Origin of the sequence: Dactylosporangium sp. NPDC000555, assembly GCF_040300025.1 — a bacterium.
GTDB lineage: Bacteria > Actinomycetota > Actinomycetes > Mycobacteriales > Micromonosporaceae > Dactylosporangium.
The window spans coordinates 1-21,347 of the sequence record NZ_JBEPDB010000016.1 but is presented as its reverse complement, the minus strand read 5'-3'; the positions used below and the strand labels follow the sequence as shown (position 1 = coordinate 21,347).

At 72.6% G+C, this 21,347-nt stretch carries 14 protein-coding genes and 1 pseudogene; 5 read left to right on the top strand and 10 right to left on the bottom strand.

What is annotated here, in order from left to right; genetic code table 11:
• The first annotated feature begins 12 nt into the window (after positions 1–12).
• Positions 13–1,902, top strand: a complete 1,890-nt coding sequence (locus ABT297_RS13135) for a penicillin-binding transpeptidase domain-containing protein (protein WP_350548341.1) — start codon at positions 13–15, stop codon at positions 1,900–1,902.
• 889 nt (positions 1,903–2,791) lie between these two features.
• Here ABT297_RS13135 and ABT297_RS13130 read toward each other — a convergent pair.
• From ABT297_RS13130 to icmA, 6 genes and pseudogenes are all read right to left on the bottom strand, one after another.
• Positions 2,792–4,039, bottom strand: a pseudogene (locus ABT297_RS13130) (arginase family protein); the annotation flags it as partial.
• 11 nt (positions 4,040–4,050) lie between these two features.
• Entirely contained in the window at positions 4,051–4,956 is a 906-nt protein-coding gene (locus ABT297_RS13125) for a tetratricopeptide repeat protein (RefSeq protein WP_350548339.1), read from the bottom strand.
• Between the two features lie 4 nt (positions 4,957–4,960).
• Positions 4,961–5,833 carry an ABC transporter ATP-binding protein gene (locus ABT297_RS13120; RefSeq protein WP_350548337.1) on the bottom strand — a complete coding sequence of 291 codons (873 nt, stop codon included), beginning with the start codon at positions 5,831–5,833 and terminating at the stop codon, positions 4,961–4,963.
• A gap of 85 nt (positions 5,834–5,918) precedes the next feature.
• Positions 5,919–8,966, bottom strand: a complete 3,048-nt coding sequence (locus ABT297_RS13115) for an ABC transporter permease (protein ID WP_350548335.1) — start codon at positions 8,964–8,966, stop codon at positions 5,919–5,921.
• A complete protein-coding gene (locus tag ABT297_RS13110; RefSeq protein ID WP_350548333.1) occupies positions 8,951–11,941 on the bottom strand; it encodes an FtsX-like permease family protein in 2,991 nt (996 codons plus the stop codon). Before ABT297_RS13110 ends, ABT297_RS13115 begins: the two co-directional genes overlap by 16 nt.
• A gap of 93 nt (positions 11,942–12,034) precedes the next feature.
• Positions 12,035–13,708, bottom strand: coding sequence for a coenzyme B12-dependent isobutyryl-CoA mutase large subunit (icmA, locus tag ABT297_RS13105; protein WP_350548331.1), 1,674 nt, complete (start codon positions 13,706–13,708; stop codon positions 12,035–12,037).
• A 93-nt stretch (positions 13,709–13,801) separates the two neighbouring features.
• Here icmA and ABT297_RS13100 point away from each other — a divergent pair, with 93 nt between their 5' ends.
• Positions 13,802–14,719: an endonuclease/exonuclease/phosphatase family protein gene (locus tag ABT297_RS13100; protein WP_350548329.1), complete on the top strand. Its 918-nt coding sequence runs from the start codon at positions 13,802–13,804 to the stop codon at positions 14,717–14,719.
• Positions 14,720–14,776: 57 nt separating this feature from the next.
• Here the strand turns inward: ABT297_RS13100 and ABT297_RS13095 are convergent, their stop codons facing one another.
• The 4 genes from ABT297_RS13095 to ABT297_RS13080 form a co-directional block, all read right to left on the bottom strand.
• Positions 14,777–15,433, bottom strand: coding sequence for an Asp23/Gls24 family envelope stress response protein (locus tag ABT297_RS13095; RefSeq protein ID WP_350548327.1), 657 nt, complete (start codon positions 15,431–15,433; stop codon positions 14,777–14,779).
• A 153-nt stretch (positions 15,434–15,586) separates the two neighbouring features.
• The gene (locus ABT297_RS13090; RefSeq protein WP_350548325.1) at positions 15,587–16,240 is read right to left on the bottom strand and encodes an ABC transporter ATP-binding protein; all 654 of its coding nucleotides are present in this window, start codon (positions 16,238–16,240) and stop codon (positions 15,587–15,589) included.
• Positions 16,241–16,452: 212 nt separating this feature from the next.
• Positions 16,453–17,409: a methylmalonyl Co-A mutase-associated GTPase MeaB gene (gene meaB / locus ABT297_RS13085; protein WP_502885566.1), complete on the bottom strand. Its 957-nt coding sequence runs from the start codon at positions 17,407–17,409 to the stop codon at positions 16,453–16,455.
• Between the two features lie 2 nt (positions 17,410–17,411).
• The gene (locus tag ABT297_RS13080) at positions 17,412–18,599 is read right to left on the bottom strand and encodes an acetyl-CoA C-acetyltransferase (RefSeq protein ID WP_350548321.1); all 1,188 of its coding nucleotides are present in this window, start codon (positions 18,597–18,599) and stop codon (positions 17,412–17,414) included.
• Positions 18,600–18,700: 101 nt separating this feature from the next.
• Between ABT297_RS13080 and mce the strand changes: the two genes are divergently transcribed.
• The 3 genes from mce to ABT297_RS13065 form a co-directional block, all read left to right on the top strand.
• On the top strand, positions 18,701–19,150 hold the full coding sequence (gene mce, locus ABT297_RS13075; RefSeq protein ID WP_350548319.1) for a methylmalonyl-CoA epimerase: 450 nt from the start codon (positions 18,701–18,703) through the stop codon (positions 19,148–19,150).
• 158 nt (positions 19,151–19,308) lie between these two features.
• Positions 19,309–20,658 (top strand): crotonyl-CoA carboxylase/reductase, encoded by a 1,350-nt coding sequence (gene ccrA / locus ABT297_RS13070; RefSeq protein ID WP_350548317.1) that lies wholly within the window; start codon positions 19,309–19,311, stop codon positions 20,656–20,658.
• A 216-nt stretch (positions 20,659–20,874) separates the two neighbouring features.
• On the top strand, positions 20,875–21,347 hold a 473-nt coding region (locus ABT297_RS13065; protein WP_502885562.1), incomplete at its 3' end, for a DivIVA domain-containing protein.

Genomic DNA, 21,347 nt, shown 5'->3' with positions numbered 1-21,347 from the left:
AGAATCGCCCACATGGCCGTTTCGATCCGTCGCGTCACCGCACTCGTCGCCGCCCTGGCGCTGCTCGGCACGCTGCCGGCCTGCTCCAGCAAACCGCCGGACGATTCACTCAACACATTCCTCGGCGCCTGGCAGAAGGGCGACATCTCGGGCCTGAAGTTCCTGGGTCCGGACGGCAAGGCCCTGACCGGTGAGGCGGCGCAGAAGCTGCTGACCACGGTCGCGGGCGACCTGGCGGCACAGCCGCCGAAGCTCACTCTCAAGGGCTCGCCCGCGGTCAAGGACGACCGCAGCAGCGTCGTCGCCCACGTGGCGTGGCCCGTCGCCGACTCCGTGTGGGAGTACGACACCACGGTCGACGCCAAGCGGGTCGACAAGCAGTGGACGGTGATCTTCGATGCGAAGACCATCAACCCGCAGCTGGAGGCCACGGACAAGCTCGCGATACGCAAGACCGCCGGGTCGCGCGGCAGCATCCTCGACGGCGCCGGTCAGCCGATCGTGAGCAGCAAGCCCGTCGTCCTCATCGGCGTCCAGCCGCGGTCGATCACCGACATCAACATCGTGGTCAAGAATCTGACAGACGCCTTCACCCAAGCGAAGGTCTCCGTTGACCTGTCCGGCCTGCCGGAGCAGGTGAAGAAGGCCGCGCCCGACGCCTTCGTGCAGATCGTCACGCTGCGCAAGGAGGTCTACGACGGGGTCGCCAACAAGCTCAACTCGACGCCCGGCGTGGTCACCCGCAACTCGACCCAGGCCCTCGCCCCCTCCGCGCAGTTCGCTCGCGCCCTGCTGGGCACGACCGGCGAGGTGACGAAGGAGATCATGGACAAGAACCCGGGCAAGTACAAGATCGGCGACGTCACCGGCCTGTCCGGGCTGCAGCAGCGGTACGAATCCGTCCTGCAGGGCAAGCCGGGCGTCAAGGTGGTCGTGCCCATGCCCACGGGCACGCCCGACAAGCAGCTCTTCTCCACCGATCCGACGACCGGCGGGCAGCTCAAGCTCTCCCTCGACGTCAACCTGCAGAACGCCGCCGAGCAGGCCCTGGCCGGCGAGCAGCGGCGCTCGGCCCTGGTCGCGATCCGCGTCAGCGACAACTCGATCGTCGCCCTCGCCAACGGCCCCGGCGCCGCGCCCAACAACTTCGCGCTCACCGGCCAGACGCCGCCTGGCTCGACCTTCAAGGCCGTCACCGCCCTCGCCGTGCTCGACAAGGGCATGACCGGCGAGGACGTCGTCGACTGCCCGAAAAACCTCACGGTCGACGGCCGTACCTTCAGGAACTCCCACGACGAGGAGCTCGGCAGCGTGCCGCTGCGCACGGACTTCGCCAAGTCGTGCAACACGGCGTTCGCCTCACTCGCCCCGAAGATCGCCCCCGACGGCCTGGGCAAGACCGCGCAGACCCTCGGCATCGGCATCCCCTGGGACCTCGGCACTGACGTGTTCACCGGCAAGGTCTCGGTCAACGGCCCCAAGGCCGAGCAGGCCGCGGCCGCCTTCGGCCAGGGCACGAACCTCGTCTCCCCGGTCATCCTGGCGGGCGCGGCGGCGGCGATCGCCCGGGGCCAGTGGAAGCAGCCGCAGCTGGTGCTCGACCCGGCCCCGAAGAGCCCTGCACCGGACGGCCCGCAGCTCAACCAGGCGTCGCTGGACGCGCTGCGGACGATGATGCGCCAGGTGGTCACGGACGGCACGGCCAACCAGCTCAAGGACCTGCCGGGCGAGCTGCGGGGCAAGACCGGGACCGCGGAGTACGACAACAATCCGGCGCACACCCATTCCTGGTTCATGGGGTACCGCGGTGACATCGCCTTCTGCGTGTTCGTCGAGAACGGCGGCGCCTCGACCGCGGCCGCCGTCCCGATCGCCGGCAAGTTCTTCCAGACGACCGGCTGACCCCCACCACACGCACAGCACGCAAACGGCCGGCCCGCGGCACTCGTCCGCCGGGCCGGCCGTTCGCCGATCAGCCGGCGGGCTCGTCCTCGTCGACCGGGGTCCGGGCCACCGACACGGCGTCGGTCAGCGGCGACTCGGGCGCCTCCGGCCCGCCACGGCGGCGAATACCCTGGGGCGGCACGAACGGCGACCCGCCGCCGCGCGGCCGCAGCCCGCCGGGCCCCATGGAGTCGTGCGGCAGCGAGTCGAGCGACAGCGCGGCCGCCCGATTCGACCGCGGCCGCAGCAGCCCCACGCCCATGTCCCCGGTGCCCGACACCGCGCCCATCACTCCTTCGCTCATGTCCTGCTCGACCACACTTTCGTCATCCAGTGCCTCGCCCTCGGCGGGCTCGTCGTCCTCGACCCACGGCTCGCCCGCGTCGAGATCGCCCGAAGCCGCTTCGCCACCCGCGTCGTCCACGACCTGTTCGACCCCGGCGCCCGCATCGATGGCCTCCTCGCGAACGACCTCATCGCGTTGAGCCTCATCGCGCATGGCCTCGTCGGTCTCGTCACGCAGGGTATCGGTCCCCGAGGAGCCCAGGATCTCGGCCCCGATCGGTTCACCCTCTCGCCCGATATCCGCAATTTCGGAAATGTCGGAATCATCCGATTGATCGTGCGAATCGGGCGGATCATCGATCGAATCGGAAGGCGGAACGAGGGGCGCCACGAAGGTGACGGCGGCGGGTGGCGCGAACGGCCCGGCATCCGGCAGGTCCACGGCCGGCGGCGCGGAGACCGAGGCCGGAACGGGGCTCGGCGGCCCGAAAGGCGTGCCCGGCGACACGGAAGCCGAAGACGGGAACGGAAACACGGAGGCCGGGGACGAGGACGGGGAGGCCGGAGACGAGGACGAGGAAGCCGGGAACGAGGACGGAGAGGCCGGGGGCGAGGAAGCCGAAGACGGGGATGGGGACGAGGAAGCCGGGGACGGGGACGGAGGCACGGAAGCCGGAGACGGAGACGGAGACGGAGACACGGAAGCCGGAGACGAGGACGGAGAAGACGGAGACGAGGACCAGGATGGGGGCGGCGTGGGGGATGCGATGGGCGACGTGAACGAGGTCGGCGTGCGGGGTGTGGTCAAGGGCGGGGCCGAGACCGGTGGCGCGGACACCGGCGGCGCGAACGGCGGGGCCGAGATCACCGGGTCCGGCGACGCGGCGACCAGGGCGGAGGACGTGATGAGCGGCTCGAGGCCGGCGACGAGGACGTCGGTGACTTCCGCCGCGTATTGCCCGTCGGGGTCGTAGTCCGGGTCGAAGACCGTCACCTGGGCGCCGACGCAGCGCGGGTCGCAGACGAGGCCGCTGAGCAGGATCTCCAGCTCGCGGTAGGCGATGCCGCCCACGTCCGGAGCGTCGACGGCCGGCATCACGGCCGGGTCGAGCACGTCGACGTCGATGTGCACCCAGAAGCCCGCGCAGTCGCGGAGCTGGTCGCGGGCCCACTGGGCCGAGCGGGCGGCGCCGTCCGAGCGTAGCTCCGGCACGGCCCGGGCGACGATCCCGGCCGCCTGCAGGTCCAGGCGGTACTCGTCGTGCGTGCGGATGCCGAGCAGCGCCACGTCGACGTCGCGGAAATACGGGCGGCGCTGCTCGATCGAGGACAGGTTGGCCTGGCCGCGGCCGGTCGCGAGGGCTAGGGCCTCGCCCGCGGCGGCGCCCACGTAGGAGGCGTTGCCCTCGTGGCGGAAGTCGGAGTGGCCGTCGACGTACACCAGGCCGATGCGCCCGCCCAGCTCGGGCTGGTAGCGGCGCATGGCCAGGCCGGCGCCGAGCAGGATCGAGCAGTCGCCGCCGAGGACCAGCGGGAAGTCACCCGAGGAGAGGATCGAGCCGATGCGGTCGGCTAGGCGGCGGACGAAGACGGCGATCTCGGCCGCCTGGGCCACGCCGTCGCCGGGCTGCCACCCCGCCGGGTCATACCGCGGCGGGGTGACGCAGCCCGCGTCGCGCGCGCCGAGGCGGGCGAGCAGGTTGTGGTCGCGCAGCGCGCCGGGCGCCTTGGCGCAGCCGGGCACCGAGGTGGCGGTCGGTGGCCGCAGCCCCAGGTTGCTCGGTGCGTCGACGACGGCGATCCGGCGCACGGCGGGCGCCGTCAGAAGAGCGCGCTCGCCAGTGCCCGGCGGGCCTTGGCGACCGCTGGGTCGTCGGGGCCGGCGACGGTGAACAGCGAGACCAGGTGCTTGCGCACGGTCTCCCGCTCGTCGCCCGCCGTGCGGCGGATGAGGTCGACCAGGCGCGTGTACGCCTTGTCGGCCTCGCCGGTGAGAACCTCGACGTCGGCGGCGAGCAACTGCGCCGGGAGGTCGGCGGGTGCGGCCTGCGCGGCGGCGAGCGCGCCGGCGATGTCCACGCCCTCGGTACGCCGCAGCAGCCCGACCTGCGCCAGCCCGGACTCGGCCACGGCGTCGGTCGGCGTCTCGCTGAGGATCTTGCGGTAGGCGGCCTCGGCGGCGTCGAGGTCGCCGTCGGCCATGGCGTCGTCCGCGGCGAGCAGCCGCGGGTCCTCGGGCTGCTCGACCTCCACCCCCGCGGCCTTGAGGACGGCGTCGATCCACTGGCGCAGGTGCTGCTCCGGCAGCATCTGGTTGAACGCGTCGACCGGCTGCCCGCCCACGATCGCGACGACGAACGGGATGTTCTGGATCCGGAACATCTGCGCGAGGCGCGGGTTGGCCTCGACGTCGACCCGGGCGAGCACCCACGCGCCGTTGCCCTCGGCGGCCAGCTTCGCCAGCAGCGGGGAGAACTGCTGATGCGGCGCGCTCATCTCGACGTAGAAGTCGATGACGACCGGCACCGTCAGCGAACGCTGGATGACGTCGTTCTGGAACGTCGCCTCGGTGACGTCGACTACGTTGGCGCCGGCTGGTGCCGCCGAGGCCGGTTGCGAGGCCGGTTGCGCGGCCCGCTGCGCCGCGGCCGCATTGCTGCGGGCCAGGGCGCCGAGGTCCACGGCCCCGCGGCTGAAGATCGACTGAGACTGGCGTGGGTCGGTCATGGCCCTAGTTTTGCACGTGTCCCAGGTGGTCCGCCGCGAGTGACCTGTCGGATCCACCCGCCACCAGCGTGACGGCCCCGTCGATGTGCTCGACGGTGAACAGCGTGCCGGGCGGGAAGTCTCCGAGGACCTCCGGCGGAAGCTGTACCGTGCCGTCGCCCGCCACCACCGCGAAGTCCTGGCCGTCGCGCCCCTCGGCGCCGACCCGCCCGTCGCGGATGGTCACCGCGCGGCCGAGGCGGGTGCCGACCTCGCCGTCGTGCGTGACCACGACGATCGTCGTGTTGCGCTCGCGGTTGACGGTCTCGAGGGCCTCGAGCACCTCGTCGCGGCCGTGGGTGTCGAGCTGGCTCGTGGGCTCGTCGACCAGGAGCAGCCCGGGGCCGGCGGCGACGCCGACGGCGAGCGCGGCGCGCTGCCGGGCGCCGGGGGCCAGCTCGTCGATGCGGGCGCGGCCGAGCCCGGGCAGGCCGACCAGGTCGAGGATGCGGTCCGGGTCGTCGAGCTTGATGCCCTCGGTGCGGGCGGCCCGCCGCTGAGCGAGCCAGATGTTGCGGTGCAGCGACGCGTAGGGCAGCAGGTTGCGCGCCGCCCCCTGCAGCACCACGCCGATCTCGGTGCCGCGCAGCCGGGCGATCTCGCCGTCGGAGAGCTTGCCCATGTCGTACGTGCCGATGTTGACCCGGCCGGCGGAGGGGCGCATGAGCCCGGCGAGCAGCGCGATCAGCGTCGACTTGCCCGAACCCGACGGGCCGACGAGCGCGAGCGTCTCCCCCGGGGCGATCGAGAGGTCGACGCCGGCCAGCGCGACCACGTCGCCGGCCTCGGCCCGGTAGATGTGCACGACCCGCCGGCAGGCGACCGCCAATCCGTTCATCGCGTCCCCGTCCCCATCCCGATCGTCGAACCGGCCGTCGCAGAGTCCGTTGCCAACATGCGCGCGTCGTTGGTGTGCATCGGCGTCATCGCCTCCGCCGCGCCGTCGCGGCGCGCAGCCGGGCCCCGGCGGCCACGGCCACCGCGGCCAGCAGCAGCGCGGCCGCTCCCCAGGCGATCGCGACCGGCCCGGGCGAGGGCCAGATCGACGCCTGGAAGCCCTGCGCGTCGTCGGAGAACACCGGAAGATACTCCCGCACCAGAAGCCAGCTGGCCAGGGCGGCGAACGGGGCGATGAGCGCCGCGGTGCCGACCAGGGCCAGGTAGCCGTTCGCGGCGGCGTCGCGGCGGGCCACCCCCTGTGCCCGCAGCGACCGCAGCTCGCCGGCCCGCCGCAGCCGGTCCAGGCTCGCCACCAGCCACAGCGCGCCGGCAGCGAGCACCACCGCGAGGGCGGCGGCGAGCTCGTGGAAGCGCAGCGCGACGACCGGCCCCTGCTCGTCCAGCGCGGCGCGCAGCGGGCCGAGCGCGCGGTCGCCGGTGACCTGCAGGCCCTGGGCCCGCAGCCGGTCGATCACGTCGGCCGGGGCCTGCGGGCCGAGAAAGATCTGCGGGTACAGCGCGTCGCCGCCGTCGGGGGCGAGCCGCTCGGCGTAGTCGAGGTCGACCAGCCCGCCTTTGTAGCCCAGCTTCGGTACCGTCTCCACCTCACCGGCGATGGTGATCGACTGGCGACTCGTGTCCAGGCCGGTCATGTGGTCGCCGATGCCGGCCGTGCGGGCCATGATCACCGGCAGCGGCGAGGGGACGTCGGTCGGCATCAGCTGTACCGCGGTGTCGGCCCCCTTGTAGTTGGTGAGCTCGGCCCGCAGCCCGTCCTTGGCCGCGGTGAGCGTCGGCACGAGCAGCTTCGACCCGGGCGACTCCGGGGTCCGCCAGCCGTCGGCGTCGGCGAAGCCCGCCTCGTCGACGATCGTCCTGCCCGCCTGGGTGAGGCCGTGCAAGGTCATGGTCACGTCGAAGCCGCGCTTCTCGGGCTGCTCCAGCTCCAGCCCGGCGAGCCGGCACGTCTGCACGCACATGGGCAGGTTGCGGGTGTAGGTGTGCCGGCCGGTCCGCACCGCGCCGAGGTCGACCCGCCCGACGCCGGAGCCGTCGCGGGGGACCACGACGGCGATCCAGCGCACCCGGAACCCGTCGACGAGCGAGTCGATGGTGACGTCCAGTGAGAGGTCCTTGTTGGTCACCTCGATGGTGGGCCGTGCGACCTTCGGCTTGAGCAGGTCGTGCGCGGTCTGCGCGGACAGCGACCGGTCCTCCCACAGCGCGACGCTGGGCAGCGCCACGCTGTCGACCGCCAGCATCGGTGGCACCGCGGTGTCGTCGGAGACCGGCAGCATCGCGGCGGCCATCGCGAACCGCCCCTGCGGGTCGACCTGGTGGACCTTGCTCAGCAGCGCGGCCCGGCTCAGCATCTCGACGGACAGCACCCGGGGCGCACCGAGCTCGACCCGGACGCGCCGGTCGCGGGCGTCGGCGGAGGCGGTGGCGGCGGTGGCTGCGAAGACCATGAGCCCGAGCGCGACCACGAACAGGGCGAGGACGCGCTGGGTGCCGGGGCGGCGGGTCAGCGCGTAGGCGGCCAGCGTCGGGCCGATCCGGCCGCGGCGCAGGGCCCGCCGGCCGACCCGCTCGGCGATGGGCAGCACGGCGCGGGCGGCGAGCAGGGCCACCGCGATCACGATCGCCGACGGGGCGAACAGCGCGAAGCCGGTCAGCCCCCCGCCGCCGCGACGCAACTGCACCACGGAGACGGCGGCGAGTGCCACGACGACGACCTCGAAGACCGGCGCGCCCCAGCGCGATGCCCGGCTCGGCACGTTGCGCAGCAGGTCGACGGTGCGCTTGACCAGTTCGGCCCGCTGGGCCAGCACCGCCGCGCCCAGCGCGCCGACCAGCGCGGCCAGCGACCACCGGGTGAGCCCGGCCGACAGCGGCACGCCGGCCGAGCTGCCCAGCAGCATCCAGGCGGCCAGCCGGACCAGGTAATGGCCGAGCACGAAGCCGGCCGCGGCGCCGGCCAGGATGGCCACGACGCTCTCCCCGGCGGCGAGCCACCAGCGCCGCGGCGCGGTCACGCCGCGCAGCGACAGCAGGCCCAGCTCCAGCCGCCGTTCCTGGGTGGCCGCGGCGACGGCGATGAACAACACGAACCAGCACAGGAGCACCAGCGGTACCGCGGCGACCGGAACGACCTCGGCGACGAGACTCCGTTCGGCGTTGATCCGCTCGGCCAGGTGCGGCAGCTCGGTCTGCACGACCGCGTGGCCGGGCAACCCCGAGAGCTGCGCCTCGCCGAGCTTCACGACGGCGTTGACGCTGTCGAGCGAGTCACGGTCGACCGCCGACCAGTCGATGGCGAGGTCGAAGATCTGCCGCTCGTCGCGGTGCTCCACCGCCTCCATGCTCAGCCGCGAGGCGAAGGCGGGCTCGGTGGTCAACCGCGAGGTGGGGCGGGGGTTGAAGTAGTCGGCGTCGGACCAGTACAGGTCGGCCGGGTTGATCGGGTCGTAGGCGCCGACCAGGGTGAACGTGACCCGCGGGCCGGCCTCGTAGTATTCGCCGCTGCGCTGGTCCAGCAGGGCGAAGCTGACCGGGAGAGTGTCGCCCATGCGCAGCTTGAGGTGCTTGACCTGCGCGGTGCTCAGCACGACCTCGGACTCGCTGACGAAGCAGCGCCCGGCGCTGAAGCGCAGGTGCGCGCAGGCGTGGTCACGGTAGACGAAGCGCGGGGCGATCGGCGGTGTCGACTTCGGGTCGGCCGGGAAGATCATGATGTTGTACTCGGTGCTGTACACACTCGTGAACAACCCGTTGTCGAACACCTGCGGGACCCGGTCCTCGAAGTCGTGGTCGGTCGGCGACGGCGTGGTGCGCCGGACCTGCACGACCCGCTCGGCGACCGGCGCGGCGGCCACCTCGCTGCGCACCACGGCGGCGTCGGCGGTGGTGGAATACACCGGCGCGCTGACCGCGGCCGCCATGGCGAACATGGCGAGCAGGAAGGCGGTGAGGGCCTGCCCGGAGCGGGCCCGCGCCATCGACAGGACCAGCCCGATCACGGCGCTCTCCATCCGTCGGCAAAGTAGGGCAGGACGTCGCCGATGTAGGCGCGGATGATGACGGCCAGCAGCAAGCCGAGCAGCACGGACACGCCGGCGAGCACGAGGTACCCCTCGACGCCCACCCGCCGCACCAGCCGCGCTGGGGCGCCCTGGACCCGCAGCGCGCCGAGCTCGCGAGAGCGGGGCCGTCGCTCGACGGCGGCGACCACGGAGGCCGAGCCGATCGCCAGAGCCAGCCCGACGATCGCCGAGAGCAGCATGAACTGCAGGGTGAGCGGCGGGCCGAAGGAGGCGTACCGGCCGGCGACGCCGTCGATCGACTCCTCGCCGAGCACGATCAGGCCCTGAGCCCTGAGCCGGTCCGTGATGTCACCCGGGGCGCCGGCGTTGAGCCAGACCTGCAGCGACTCGCCCGCGCCGAAGTCGGCGCCGAGGCGGTCGGCGTACTCCAGGTCGGCGATCACCCCCTTCTCGCCCAGCCGGGGCAGCCGGCGGGCGGTGCCGGCGACCGTCTCGGAGATCGACGTCGAGCCGTAGGTGATCCGCTGGTCGCCGACGCGCCGCGGCTGCCACGGGGTGGCCCGGACGGTGGCCAGCGGGGCCGGGGTGTCCAGCGGGTACACGCCGGGATCGGCGACGCCCGGGCGCACCGGGGCGACGGTGAGCCGCAGCCCGTCGCCGACCGCGGTGACGATGAGGTTGGGCGAGTTGCCGTTCACCCCCAGCCGCCACCTGGTGCGCTCGCCGAGCATCTCCTTGCTCAGCACCGGCTGGCCGCCGGCCTGGGTGATGCCGTGCAAGGTCACCTCGACGCCCGGGCGGGACGGGAAGAAGACCTTCTCCTCCTTGGTGGACTGCACGATCTGCAGCGAGCTGAGCCGGCAGCCGGGCGCGGTCGCGCAGGCCGGCACCGCGGCCTTGATCACCTGCGGTCCCTCGGCGAGCGGGCCGACGCGGGCGGCGATCCGGGCGCCCTTCGGGTCGGCGAGCACGATGTCGAGGTACACCACACGGCTCGGATCGGTGTCGGTGTCGGTGAAGTGCGTGGCGAAGTCGGCGGTCAGCTCGGCGCCGGTGACCATGACCGGCTGCGGGGCCTCGGGGTGCAGCAGGGCGGCGGTCCGCGCGGCGCTCGCGCCGTATTCCGGGCGCCAGGTCGCCACCTTGGCCAGCCGCGGGCTGTCCACGAGCAGCACCCGGTCGTAGCCCGAGACCAGCGACTCCACCACCGCCATCGCGTGCGCGCCGCCGGGGTCGGCCGCGCGCACCGCGCCCAGCAGCGCGAGCCGATTCTCCGCCCGCACGGTCAGCACCCGGTCGGCGCCGACCTCCAGCTCGGCCCGGGCGCGGCCCTCGGCCCGCCCGGTGCCCCAGGTCAGCGCGGAGGTGCACAACAGCGCCACGGTGACGATCATCAGCGCGGCCAGGCGGTGCACGCCCGGCCGGCGGGCCAGGTAGATCGCGGTGAGCGCGCGGGCGGCCCGGCCGTGGCGCAGCGCGCCCTCGACCAGCCGGCCCGCGGTGAACGTGATGAGCCGGGCCGCGACCAGCGCGAAGGCGAGGGCGGCCAGGCCCGGCGCGAGCAGCGCGAGGCCGGCCGCGTCGCCCGAGGCGCGCTGCTTGACCTGGTAGACGGCCGCCACCGCCAGCACGACGAGGAGCAGGTCGAACAGGTCGCGCCAGATGCGGTTGCGCACCCGGCCCTGGCGCAGCAGCTCTGCGACGCTCGAGGACAGCGCCCGGCGCTCGGCCAGCAGCGCGGCGAGCAGCGCGCCGAGCACGGCCAGCGCGACCGCGCCGACGGATAGGGCGGCGGCCTGCTCGTTGACCGTGGCGTCGCGGATGCGCCCGGCGATGGCCGTGGCGACCGCGTAGCCGATGGGCAGCCCCAGCACCGCGCCGGCCACCATCGGCAGGGCGCTCTGCCCGCTCACCAGCGCCCAGATGCGCCCGCGCGGGGCGCCGCGCAGCTTCACCAGCCCGATGTCGGGGCGTCGCTCCTCGCCGGTGTACTTCACCGCGAGGTACAGCGCGAACCAGCACAGCACGAGGAGCTGGAAGGCGCCGACCGGCACGCCGAGGGAGACCAGGCGCCCGTCCCGCTCGACCTTCTTGATGGTCGCGTGCAGCTGGGTGACGAACATCAGCCGGTTGTTGACGGCCTCGACATAGCCGGCGTCGAGGCGCTCGCGCACCTCCTCGGGCGAGTGGTCGACGAGCAGCCGCGGCTGGGCGACCATGTCGACGATGGTGCGCACCGGCACCGTGGCGAGGCTCTTGTCGAACGTAGCCGGCGCGGTCAGCAGCGCGTCGTCGACCGGCTCGGTCATGTCGGGCGGGGCGCCGGTCGGCAGCGCGGCGGCCAGCAGCTGCTCGTCACTGCTCCAGAACGGGTCGAGGCTGTCGTCGGGGCGGTAGACGCCGACGACAGTGAGCCGCAGCGGGTGGGCCAGGCCGGAGTTGGCGAAGTTCAGCGTGTCGCCCGCCTTGACCCGCAGGAAGCGGGCGGTGCGGTAGCTGACCATCACCTCGCCGTCGGCGGCGGGGCAGGCGCCCTCGATCGACGCGCGTGAACACGCGCCGGTGCGCAGCGCCACGGGCGAGTTGGTGCTGCGCTCACCGCCGGCACCGCCCGGCTTGGCACCCGCCGGCGGTGCGGTGGCCGCGGCGGAGGTCTGGCCGGAGAGGTAGGCCCCGGTGTAGGTGGTGAAGCCGGTCAGCCCGACGATCCGCTGCGTCCGGTCGGCCGAGGCGGCCAGCTGGGCCTCGATGGAGCCGCCGTCGACGGGCCCCTCGCCGATCGTCTCCAGCGAGCGCTCATGGACCGGCGCGGTCTCGACGTGCCGGGTGGCGATACGCTCGGTGGAGGCCAGCACGTACCAAGGTGCGGCCGCCGCGGCGGCCGCGGCCAGCGTGCTCAGCAGCAGCAGCGTGAACGCCTGTGCGCGCCGGGCTCGCAACGCCGCGAGCACGAGTGCCAGCAATGCCCCTCCCCCGTGGTCAGGTCGTCTTAAGAAGACCAGCGCGGGAAGGGCCGGGTTGCGGCGTTATGTTGCGGTTCGATAACGCCCGATGTTTCAGAATCGGGCGGGTTCGCGGTAGACGCCCCACTCCCCCCTGAGCGCGCCGCAGATCTCACCCAGCGTCGCCTCGGCCCGCGCGGCGTCCAGTATCGGGGGGATCATGTTCTCCCCGCCGCGGGCCGCCGCGACCATCCGCTCCAGCCGCTCCTTGACCGCGACGTTGTCCCGGCCGGCGCGGCGAGCCGCGAGCAGCCGTTTCTGCTCGGCCTCGACCTCGTGCGAGACCCGCAGGATGTCCAGGTCACGGGTGAGCGAGCCGGTGTGCACGTTGACGCCGACGATGCGCTTGTCGCCCTTCTCCAGCGCCTGCTGGTAGGCGAACGCGCTGTCGGCGATCTCGGACATGAACCAGCCGTCCTCGATGCCGCGCAGGATGCCGCTGGTGATCGTGCCGTCGCCGCCCATGTCGCCAATCCGGGCGAAGATCGCCTCGGCCTCGGCCTCGATGCGGTCGGTGAGCGCCTCGACGAACCACGACCCGCCCAGCGGGTCGGCCACGTTCGCCACCCCCGTCTCCTCCATGATCACCTGCTGGGTGCGCAGCGCGATCTCGGCCGCCTGGTCGGTGGGCAGCGCCAGCGTCTCGTCCAGCGCGTTGGTGTGCAGCGAGTTGGTCCCGCCGAGCACGGCGGCGAGCGCCTCGACGGCGGTGCGCACCACGTTGTTGTACGGCTGCTGCGCGGTCAGCGACACCCCGGCCGTCTGCGTGTGGAACCGCAGCCACAGCGCCTTCTCGCTGGTCGCGCCGTAGACCTCGCGCATCCAGCGGGCCCAGATGCGCCGCGCGGCGCGAAACTTGGCGATCTCCTCGAAGAAGTCCACGTGGGCGTCGAAGAAGAAACTCAGCCCCGGCGCGAACGCGTTGACGTCCAGGCCGCGGGACCGGCCGAGCTCGACGTAGCCGAAGCCGTCGGCGAGCGTGAACGCCAGCTCCTGCGCCGCGGTCGCGCCGGCCTCCCGGATGTGGTACCCCGAGACCGACAGCGGCTTGTACCGCGGGATGTGCCGGCCGGTGTACTCCATGAGGTCGCCGATCAGGCGCAGGTGCGGCTCGGGCGGGAAGAGCCACTCCTTCTGGGCGATGTACTCCTTGAAGATGTCGGTCTGCAGGGTCCCGTCGAGCCGGCCGAGGTCGGCGCCCTGGCGCTCGGCGGCCACGAGGTACATGCAGAAGACCGGGACGGCGGGCCCGGAGATCGTCATGCTCGTGGTGACGCCGGCCAACGGGATGCCGTCGAACAGCACGTCCATGTCGGCCGCGGAGTCGATCGCGACGCCGCAGTGCCCGACCTCGCCCTCCGACTGCGGATCTTCGGAGTCGCGGCCCATCAGCGTCGGCATGTCGAAGGCCACCGAGAGCCCGCCGCCGCCCGCGCCGAGCAGCATCTTGTACCGCTCGTTGGTCTGCCGCGCGTTGCCGAACCCGGAGAACTGGCGGATGGTCCAGGCGCGGCCGCGGTACCCCGTGGAATGCAGGCCCCGGGTGTACGGGTATTCGCCTGGCCAGCCGATCCGCTCGAACCCGGGCGCGTCGGCGCCCTCGGGCGGCCCGTACACCGGCTCGAGCCGGGTGCCGGAGAGCGTGGTGAAGCCGGCGTCGCGCTTGCTGGCCTCGTCGTAGCGGCGTTGCCAGCGCGCCCGTCCCTCGGCGATGTCGTGGGCGTCCATGGGTATCGGCGCTCCTCGCGTGCGGCGGGTCGGTCCGTCAACCCCGATGCTAGTGCTGTCACCACGAACGTTTTGCCGGGTTGGGTGACCGTCATGACAGGAGGGCATCGGTTGATCACGTTCGCCACCTACAACCTGTTCGACTTCGGCAGGAATGACCCCGGCGCGGTCACGGATGTCGCCGCGCGCGAGAAGAACTTGTTCGAGGTGATCCGTGACATCGATCCCGATGTACTCGCGGTGCAGGAGCTGATCGGAGCGACCCCGGAGGCGGCCGCGGATCAGTTGCTGCGACTGGCGGATGCGACCGGCATGGAATGCCTCATCCCCCAGCCGGCGGGCAAGGCGGCACCGAGGGTCGCCGTTGCCTCGGCCACCTCGGGCTTCAACACCGCGGTGCTGTGGCGTAGCGGGATCACGCCGATCGCGTGGCGCGCCATCGGGCCCGGTGACCTGTGGCACGCGCTGGCAACCGTCGTCCTGGACATCGGGGGTGCCCAGCCGGTCAAAGTGGGTTCGTACCACGCTGACCCGTTCCGACCCGACCGACGGTTCGCCGACGCCCTCCGGGTCGTCAGCATGTTCCGGCAGGACCGGGCCGCGATGCTCGCCGGGGACTGCAACGCGGTCGGCTCCGACAGGCTGCCCGACGGCACCTTCTACGATCCGGATCCCTACACCGACGCCGCCTGGAGCCCGGCGCTGCTGCACCAGGTCCGCTGGTCCGACGACCCCGAAGCGCCGTTGCGGGCGGACCGTCGCTCCACCGAGGTGCTCAGCCGCGCCGGCCTTCGGGACGCCGCCGCGGTGTTGCGGGCCGACTGGCAGCCCACCGCGGGGCACTGGCCCGACGACTGGTTGCCGGCTCGCCGCATCGACCAGATCCGCGTCTCCCGGCACATGGTCCCCGCGGTGCGCGATCTCAAGGTCATCCGCACCGAACTGTCGCTGACGGCCTCCGACCACCTTCCCGTCGTCGTCACCATCGACCCGGCCGCGATCCTGCGCTAAGCCCGCGCCGCGCGTCCGGTCGCGGGGCGCGGGCCTACGGTTTTCGACTTTTGGGGCTTATGCGTAGTCGGCCGCGCGAGCCTCGTCGTTGCCCGTCCGGACCTTGTGCTTGTCGTCGTAGTGGACGTCGTCGACCACGATGTCCACCGCGGTCACCTCGAGCCCGAGCAGGTTCTCCACCGAGCCGATGACCCTGGTGCGGACCTTCTCGGCGACCGAGTACACGACGAAACCGTACTCGATCACGAGCGTGATGCGGACCGCCGCCGTGCGCCCCTCCAGGCGCACGGACACACCGCGGCTGGAGGACTCGCCCTCGGACTCGCCCAGGCCGAGCCGGTCGCGCACCGCGGCGAAGGCCCGGGCCACGTCGCCGCCCAGGTCGTACACGCCCGAGACCTCGCGCGCGGCGATGCCGGCGATCTTCTCGACGACCTCGTCGGCGATCGTCGTGGTGCCGCGCTCGGCGGCCAGCTCCGCGTTGTTGCGCAGCCGGTCGACCACCTGCGAGGCGATCCGGCCGGACGCGGCGGCGGTGCTGGACGCGAACTCCCCGGCCTTGTCCGCGAACGTGGTGACCCTCTCGGCCACCTCGTCCAGCCGCGAGTGCTCCTGCTCCGGCGGGCCCGACTGTGCCGGCACCACCGCCGCCGAGGCGGGCTCGACCGTGGCGAGGGCGTCGCCGGTCAGGTCCGGGTCAACGGCTTCGCTCATGTCACTCTCTCCCCATTCGTCCCAGGTCTCGCATCGCCCGCAGCGTACTCGCGCGGCGCCACGGTGGGGACCTCCGTTCAGGCGCCGTAGGTCGCCCGCGTCACCGCGAAAACGTTGCGGTGTCCGACCGTCTCCTGAAGCGACCGGAGCAGATCAGCCGCGGACCAGCTGCGCGGCACCGTCGGCGAGGTGCAGCTCCCGGTCGCACGCGGCGGCGGCCTCCGGGTCGTGCGTCGCGAACACCACCGCGGCGCCCCGGCGGGCCTCCTCCTGCAGCAGCTCCATGACCCGCTGGCGGTTGGTGGCGTCCAGCTCGCTCGTCACCTCGTCGGCCAGCAGCACGTGGCCGTGCAGGGCGAGGCCCCGCGCGATCGCCGCGCGCTGCTGCTGGCCGCCGGAGAGCTCCTCCACCAGCTGGTCGGCCTGGCCGGCGAGGCCCAGGCGCTCCAGCGAGGAGACCGTGGCGCGGCGGGCGTCGGCCGGAGCGGCGCCGCCGGCGATCATGGCGACCTGGATGTTCTCCTGGGCCGTGAGGATCGCGGCGAGGCCGTTGTCCTGCGGGATGAGCACCACGCGCTCGGAGACGGCGTGGTCGCGGTCGCGCAGCGGCGTGCTGTCCACCGCGACGACACCCGCGGCCGGGCGCAGCAGGCCCGCCATCGCCCACAGCAGCGTCGTCTTGCCCGCCCCCGAGGGGCCGGTGACGGCCAGGATCTGGCCCGGCGACACCACGACCGACACATCGCGCAGGACTGGACGGTCCCGCTCGTACGCGACCGTCACCCCGTCGACCGTCAGTGTCTTCACTGCACACCCTCCATGTTCGGACGAGCCGCGGCGGCTCGGGCGGGGACGAGCGGCACCGTGCCGCCGGCCGGCCTACGGCGAGCGCCAACCGCTGACGCCCACCAGGAGAGAGTCGCCGCGGGCGCCGCCGGTTGCGTGCCCGCTCGGACGGGACGACCATCGCGAGCACGTCACGCGGGCCGGGCAGGTCGCCGCCGAGCGACGCGCGGGCCTCAGCCGAGCTGGGCCAGCAGGGTTTCTGCCGCCGAATAGGGGTCCGTGCGCCCGGCCGCGACGTCCTCGGCGAGGTCGCTCAGCGCGCTGCCGCTGCGCAGGTCCTTCATCCGCGCGCGCAGGGTGCCCAGCGCGATCGCCTCGACCTCGGCCTCGGCCCGCCGCTGGCGGCGGGCGCGCAGCTCGCCGGAGTCGCGCAGGTGCGCGCGGTGCGCGTCGATGGCCGCCACGAGCTCGTCGATGCCCTCGCCGCGCGGCGCGACGCAGCGCACGACGCGGGGACGCCACTGCCCGGGGGCCCGGTCGCCGAGGCCGATCATGCCCTGGATGTCGCGGTACGTCGCGTCGGCGCCGTCGCGGTCGGCCTTGTTCACGACGAAGACGTCGGCGATCTCCAGCACGCCGGCCTTGGCCGCCTGGATCGCGTCGCCCATGCCGGGCGCCAGCAGTACCACGGTGGTGTCCGCGAGGCCGGCGATCTCGACCTCGGCCTGCCCGACGCCGACGGTCTCGACCACGACCGGGTCGCAGCCGGCGCCCTCCAGCACCCGCGCGGCCGCCGGCGTGGCCGCGGACAGCCCGCCGAGGTGGCCGCGGCTGGACATCGAGCGGATGTACACGGCGGGGTCCGTGGTGTGCTCCTGCATCCGGACCCGGTCGCCGAGGATGGCGCCGCCGGTGAACGGGCTGGATGGGTCCACGGCGAGCACGCCCACGCGCCGGCCGTCATCGCGGAACGCGCGGACGAGCTCGTTGGTGGTGGTCGACTTGCCCACGCCGGGGGAGCCGGTCAGGCCGATGACGGCGGCCTCTCCCGTGTGCGGCGCGAGCGCCGCCGCGATCCGCGGCAGCACCTCGTCACCGTCCTCCACCAGGCTGATGAGCCGGGCCACGGCACGGGGGTCGCCCTCGCGGGCGGCCCCCACCAGCACCGGCACGTCGCGGGAGCGACGGATCGTCACCGCTTGGGCACGCGCAGCAGCAGCGCGTCGCCCTGGCCGCCGCCGCCGCACAGCGCCGCCGCGCCGAGGCCGCCGCCGCGCCTGCGCAGTTCGAGGGCGAGGGTGAGGGCCAGCCGCGCGCCGCTCATCCCGATCGGGTGACCCAGCGCGATCGCGCCGCCGTTGACGTTGACGATCTCCGGGTCGATGCCCAGCTCGGCGGTGGACTGCACGCCGACGGCGGCGAACGCCTCGTTGATCTCGACCAGGTCGAGGTCGGCGGCACTCAGCCCGGCGCGGCCCAGGGCGTGCTTGATCGCGTTGGCCGGCTGGCTGGTCAGCGAGTTGTCCGGGCCCGCGACGTTGCCGTGCGCGCCGATCTCGGCGAGCCAGGTCAGCCCGAGCTCCTCGGCCTTGGCGCGGCTCATCACCACGACGGCGCAGGCCCCGTCGGAGATCGGCGAGGAGGTCGCGGCGGTGATGGTGCCGTCCTTGGTGAACGCCGGGCGCAGCTTGGCCAGGCTCTCCACCGTGGTCTCCGGCCGGATCTGCTCGTCATCGGTCACCAGCAGCGGCTCACCCTTGCGCTGCGGAACCTCCACCGAGACGATCTCCTCCGCGAGGTGGCCGCTCTTCTGGGCGGCGGCGGCCCGCTGGTGGCTGGCGGCGCCGAACGCGTCCTGCGCCTCGCGGGTGATGCCGAGCCGGGCGACGTGCCGCTCGGTCGACTCACCCATCGACACCTGGTCGTAGACGTCGCTGAGCCCGTCGTGCGCCATGTGGTCCTTGATCACCACGTCGCCGTACTTGTATCCCTGGCGCTGCCCCATCAGCAGGTGCGGCGCGTTGGTCATCGACTCCATGCCCCCGGCCACGACGATGTCGAACTCGCCCGCCCGGATGAGCTGGTCGGCCAGCGCGATGGCGTCGAGGCCGGACAGGCACACCTTGTTGATCGTGAGCGCGGGCACGCTCATCGGGATCCCGGCGCCGACGGCGGCCTGACGGGCGGGCATCTGACCGGCGCCGGCCTGCAGGACCTGGCCCATGATCACGTACTGCACCTGCTCCGGCGCGACACCCGAGCGCTCGAGCGCCGCCCGGATGGCGATCTCGCCCAGCTTGGTGGCCGGGAAGTCCTTGAGCGCGCCGAGCAGGCGCCCCATCGGCGTGCGGGCGCCGTTGACAATCACCGACTGAGTCATCCCAGGAGGCCTCCGAGAGAAGGTTCACACCGCGTCATCGCGACCTGAACGTTAGATAAGTTCAGACTATCGCCATGGAGACCTCGGTTCAGAAGTTGGAAATGTCACCCATCGGAATCCAGCGGATCGACCACGTCGGCATCGCGGTGGCGGACCTTGACGAGGCCATCGCGTTCTACGCCCGCGTATTCGGCATGCGCTGCGTGCACGAGGAGGTCAACGAGGAGCAGGGGGTGCGCGAGGCCATGCTCTCGGTCGGCCCGACCCCCGAGGGCGGGTGCCTGCAGCTGCTCGCCCCGCTGTCACCCGCCTCGACGATCGCCAAGTTCCTGGACCGCAGCGGGCCAGGCATGCAGCAGCTCGCCTACACTGTGACCGACGTCGATGCCGCCTGCGCCGCGCTGCGCGAGCGCGGGGTGCGGTTGCTGTTCGAGGAGCCTCGCCGCGGTACCGCCGGATCCCGCATCAACTTCGTGCACCCGAAGGACGCCGGAGGCGTGCTCGTGGAGCTGGTGGAGCCCAACCGAGCAGATTCGCGCACGGAGGCCTGAGCCGGCCGATGCAGTTCTTCACAGGCCGGTGCCGGGGCTAGCTACCGTTCAGTAACATCGGGTTGGAGGGGCCGAGATGTGTTGCCGACCCCCATGGCCGTCCGCCCACTTCCGCGGCGACGCTGCCTCAACAACCTTCCGGACGTTAGGAGCCGACGGTGCAGCACATCCTCGACGCGATCATGCGGGCGGAAGGGGCACCCGACCCCGCCGCCGAGCTCCGCGCCGTGGCGGACCTGCCGGTGCCCGCCAGTTACCGGGGCGTGGTAGTGAGGGCCGAAGAGGCCGAGATGTTCGACGGGCTCACCACGCGCGAGAAGGACCCACGCAAGTCCCTGCACGTGCAGGAGGTGCCCACGCCCGAGGTCGGGCCCGGCGAGGCGCTCATCGCCGTGATGGGCAGCGCGGTCAACTACAACACGGTCTGGACCTCGATCTTCGAGCCGGTCTCGACGTTCGGGTTCCTGCAGCGGTACGGCCGGCTGAACTCCCTGAGCCGGCGCCACGACCTGCCGTATCACGTGGTCGGCTCCGACGCCGCCGGGGTGGTGCTGCGGGTGGGCTCGGGGGTGAGCAAGTGGAAGCCGGGCGACGAGGTGGTCGCGCACTGCCTCAGCGTGGAGCTGGAGGACGCGGTCGGCCATGACGACACCATGCTCGACCCCCAGCAGCGCATCTGGGGGTTCGAGACCAACTACGGCGGCCTGGCCGAGCTCGCGCTGGTCAAGGCCAACCAGCTCATGCCCAAGCCGGCTCACCTGTCGTGGGAGGAGGCGGCCTGTCCCGGCCTGGTCAACTCGACCGCCTACCGGCAGCTCGTCTCCCACCACGGCGCGCAGATGAAGCAGGGCGACACCGTACTCATCTGGGGCGCCTCCGGCGGCCTGGGCTCCTACGCCGTGCAGTTCGCGCTCAACGGCGGCGCGACGCCGGTCTGCGTGGTCTCCAGCCCGCAGAAGGCCGAGCTGTGCCGGGCCATGGGTGCCGAGCTCGTCATCGACCGGTCCTCGTACCGCTTCTGGAAGGACGAGCAGACCCAGGACACCGCCGAGTGGCGACGCTTCGGAGCCGAGATCCGCTCCCTGACCGGCGGCGAGGACCCCGACATCGTGTTCGAGCACCCCGGGCGGGAGACGTTCGGGGTGAGCGTGTTCGTGGCCAAGCGCGGCGGCACGATCGTCACGTGCGCCTCGACATCTGGGTTCATGCATCAGTACGACAATCGGTATCTCTGGATGAATCTCAAGCGCATCGTCGGCAGTCACTTCGCGAACTACCGCGAGGCGTGGGAGGCCAACCGGTTGATCGCCCGAGGGCGAATCCATCCGACACTGTCGCGCTCGTATCCGCTCGAGCAGACCGGGCAGGCGGCGTACGACGTGCACCGCAACCTGCACCAGGGCAAGGTCGGCGTGCTGTGCCTGGCGCCCGGCGAGGGCCTCGGGGTCCGCGACCAGCGGCTGCGCTCCCGCCACGAGCAGGCGATCAACCGGTTCCGCAACCGGTAGGGGGCCGGTCCTCGACCCCGCCCCGGGGACGGTCACAGCGCGGTGACCTCCCCGGTGCGGCAATTTCACCCGCCCCCTTTCGGTCAGGTGACACGCCCATAAAGCAGGACAAAAACCTGGCGCGTCCAGGCCTGCCGAAGTTGACCATGGAAGCCCTGCGGAAGTTAGCCGTCGTACCCTTGCGAAAGCCCCCGGGTGGTCTGCAAGTATGTGCCAATGCCCCAGCAGCAGTCCTCGGTTGACTTCTTCCAAAACGGCTCGGACCACGAAGAGCTGAGCGTCGTCCTGCGCGGCTATGACCGCCAGCAGGTCGACAGCAAGCTGCAGCGCCTCAACGCGCAGCTGCAGCAGGCCAGTCAGGCCCGCGAAGAGGCCGAGGGCCGACTCGCCGAGGCCCAGCGGCGCGTCCGCCAGGCCGAGCAGCGCCTGGGCACGATGGAGCAGAAGCTCAGCGACACGAACAAGCAGCTGGAAGAGAACAACCGGCCGACGCTGTCGGGCCTGGGCACCCGGGTCGAGCAGATCCTGCGCCTGGCCGAGGAGCAGGCCAACGACCACCGTGGCGAGGCGAAGCGCGAGTCCGAGGGCATCATCTCCGCGGCCCGGCTGGAGGCCCGCGAGATCACCGACAAGGCGCGCGCCGAGTCCGCCGCCATGAAGGCGACCGCCGAGCGCGAGGCCGGCAACCT

Coding starts and splice junctions, on each gene's coding strand:
- ABT297_RS13135 (WP_350548341.1), top strand. CDS start 13: ATGGCCGTTTCGATCCGTCGCGTCACCGCACTCGTCGCCGCCCTGGCG.
- ABT297_RS13125 (WP_350548339.1), bottom strand. CDS start 4,956: ATGACCGACCCACGCCAGTCTCAGTCGATCTTCAGCCGCGGGGCCGTG.
- ABT297_RS13120 (WP_350548337.1), bottom strand. CDS start 5,833: ATGAACGGATTGGCGGTCGCCTGCCGGCGGGTCGTGCACATCTACCGG.
- ABT297_RS13115 (WP_350548335.1), bottom strand. CDS start 8,966: ATGGAGAGCGCCGTGATCGGGCTGGTCCTGTCGATGGCGCGGGCCCGC.
- icmA (WP_350548331.1), bottom strand. CDS start 13,708: ATGGACGCCCACGACATCGCCGAGGGACGGGCGCGCTGGCAACGCCGC.
- ABT297_RS13100 (WP_350548329.1), top strand. CDS start 13,802: ATGACAGGAGGGCATCGGTTGATCACGTTCGCCACCTACAACCTGTTC.
- ABT297_RS13095 (WP_350548327.1), bottom strand. CDS start 15,433: ATGAGCGAAGCCGTTGACCCGGACCTGACCGGCGACGCCCTCGCCACG.
- ABT297_RS13080 (WP_350548321.1), bottom strand. CDS start 18,599: ATGACTCAGTCGGTGATTGTCAACGGCGCCCGCACGCCGATGGGGCGC.
- mce (WP_350548319.1), top strand. CDS start 18,701: ATGTCACCCATCGGAATCCAGCGGATCGACCACGTCGGCATCGCGGTG.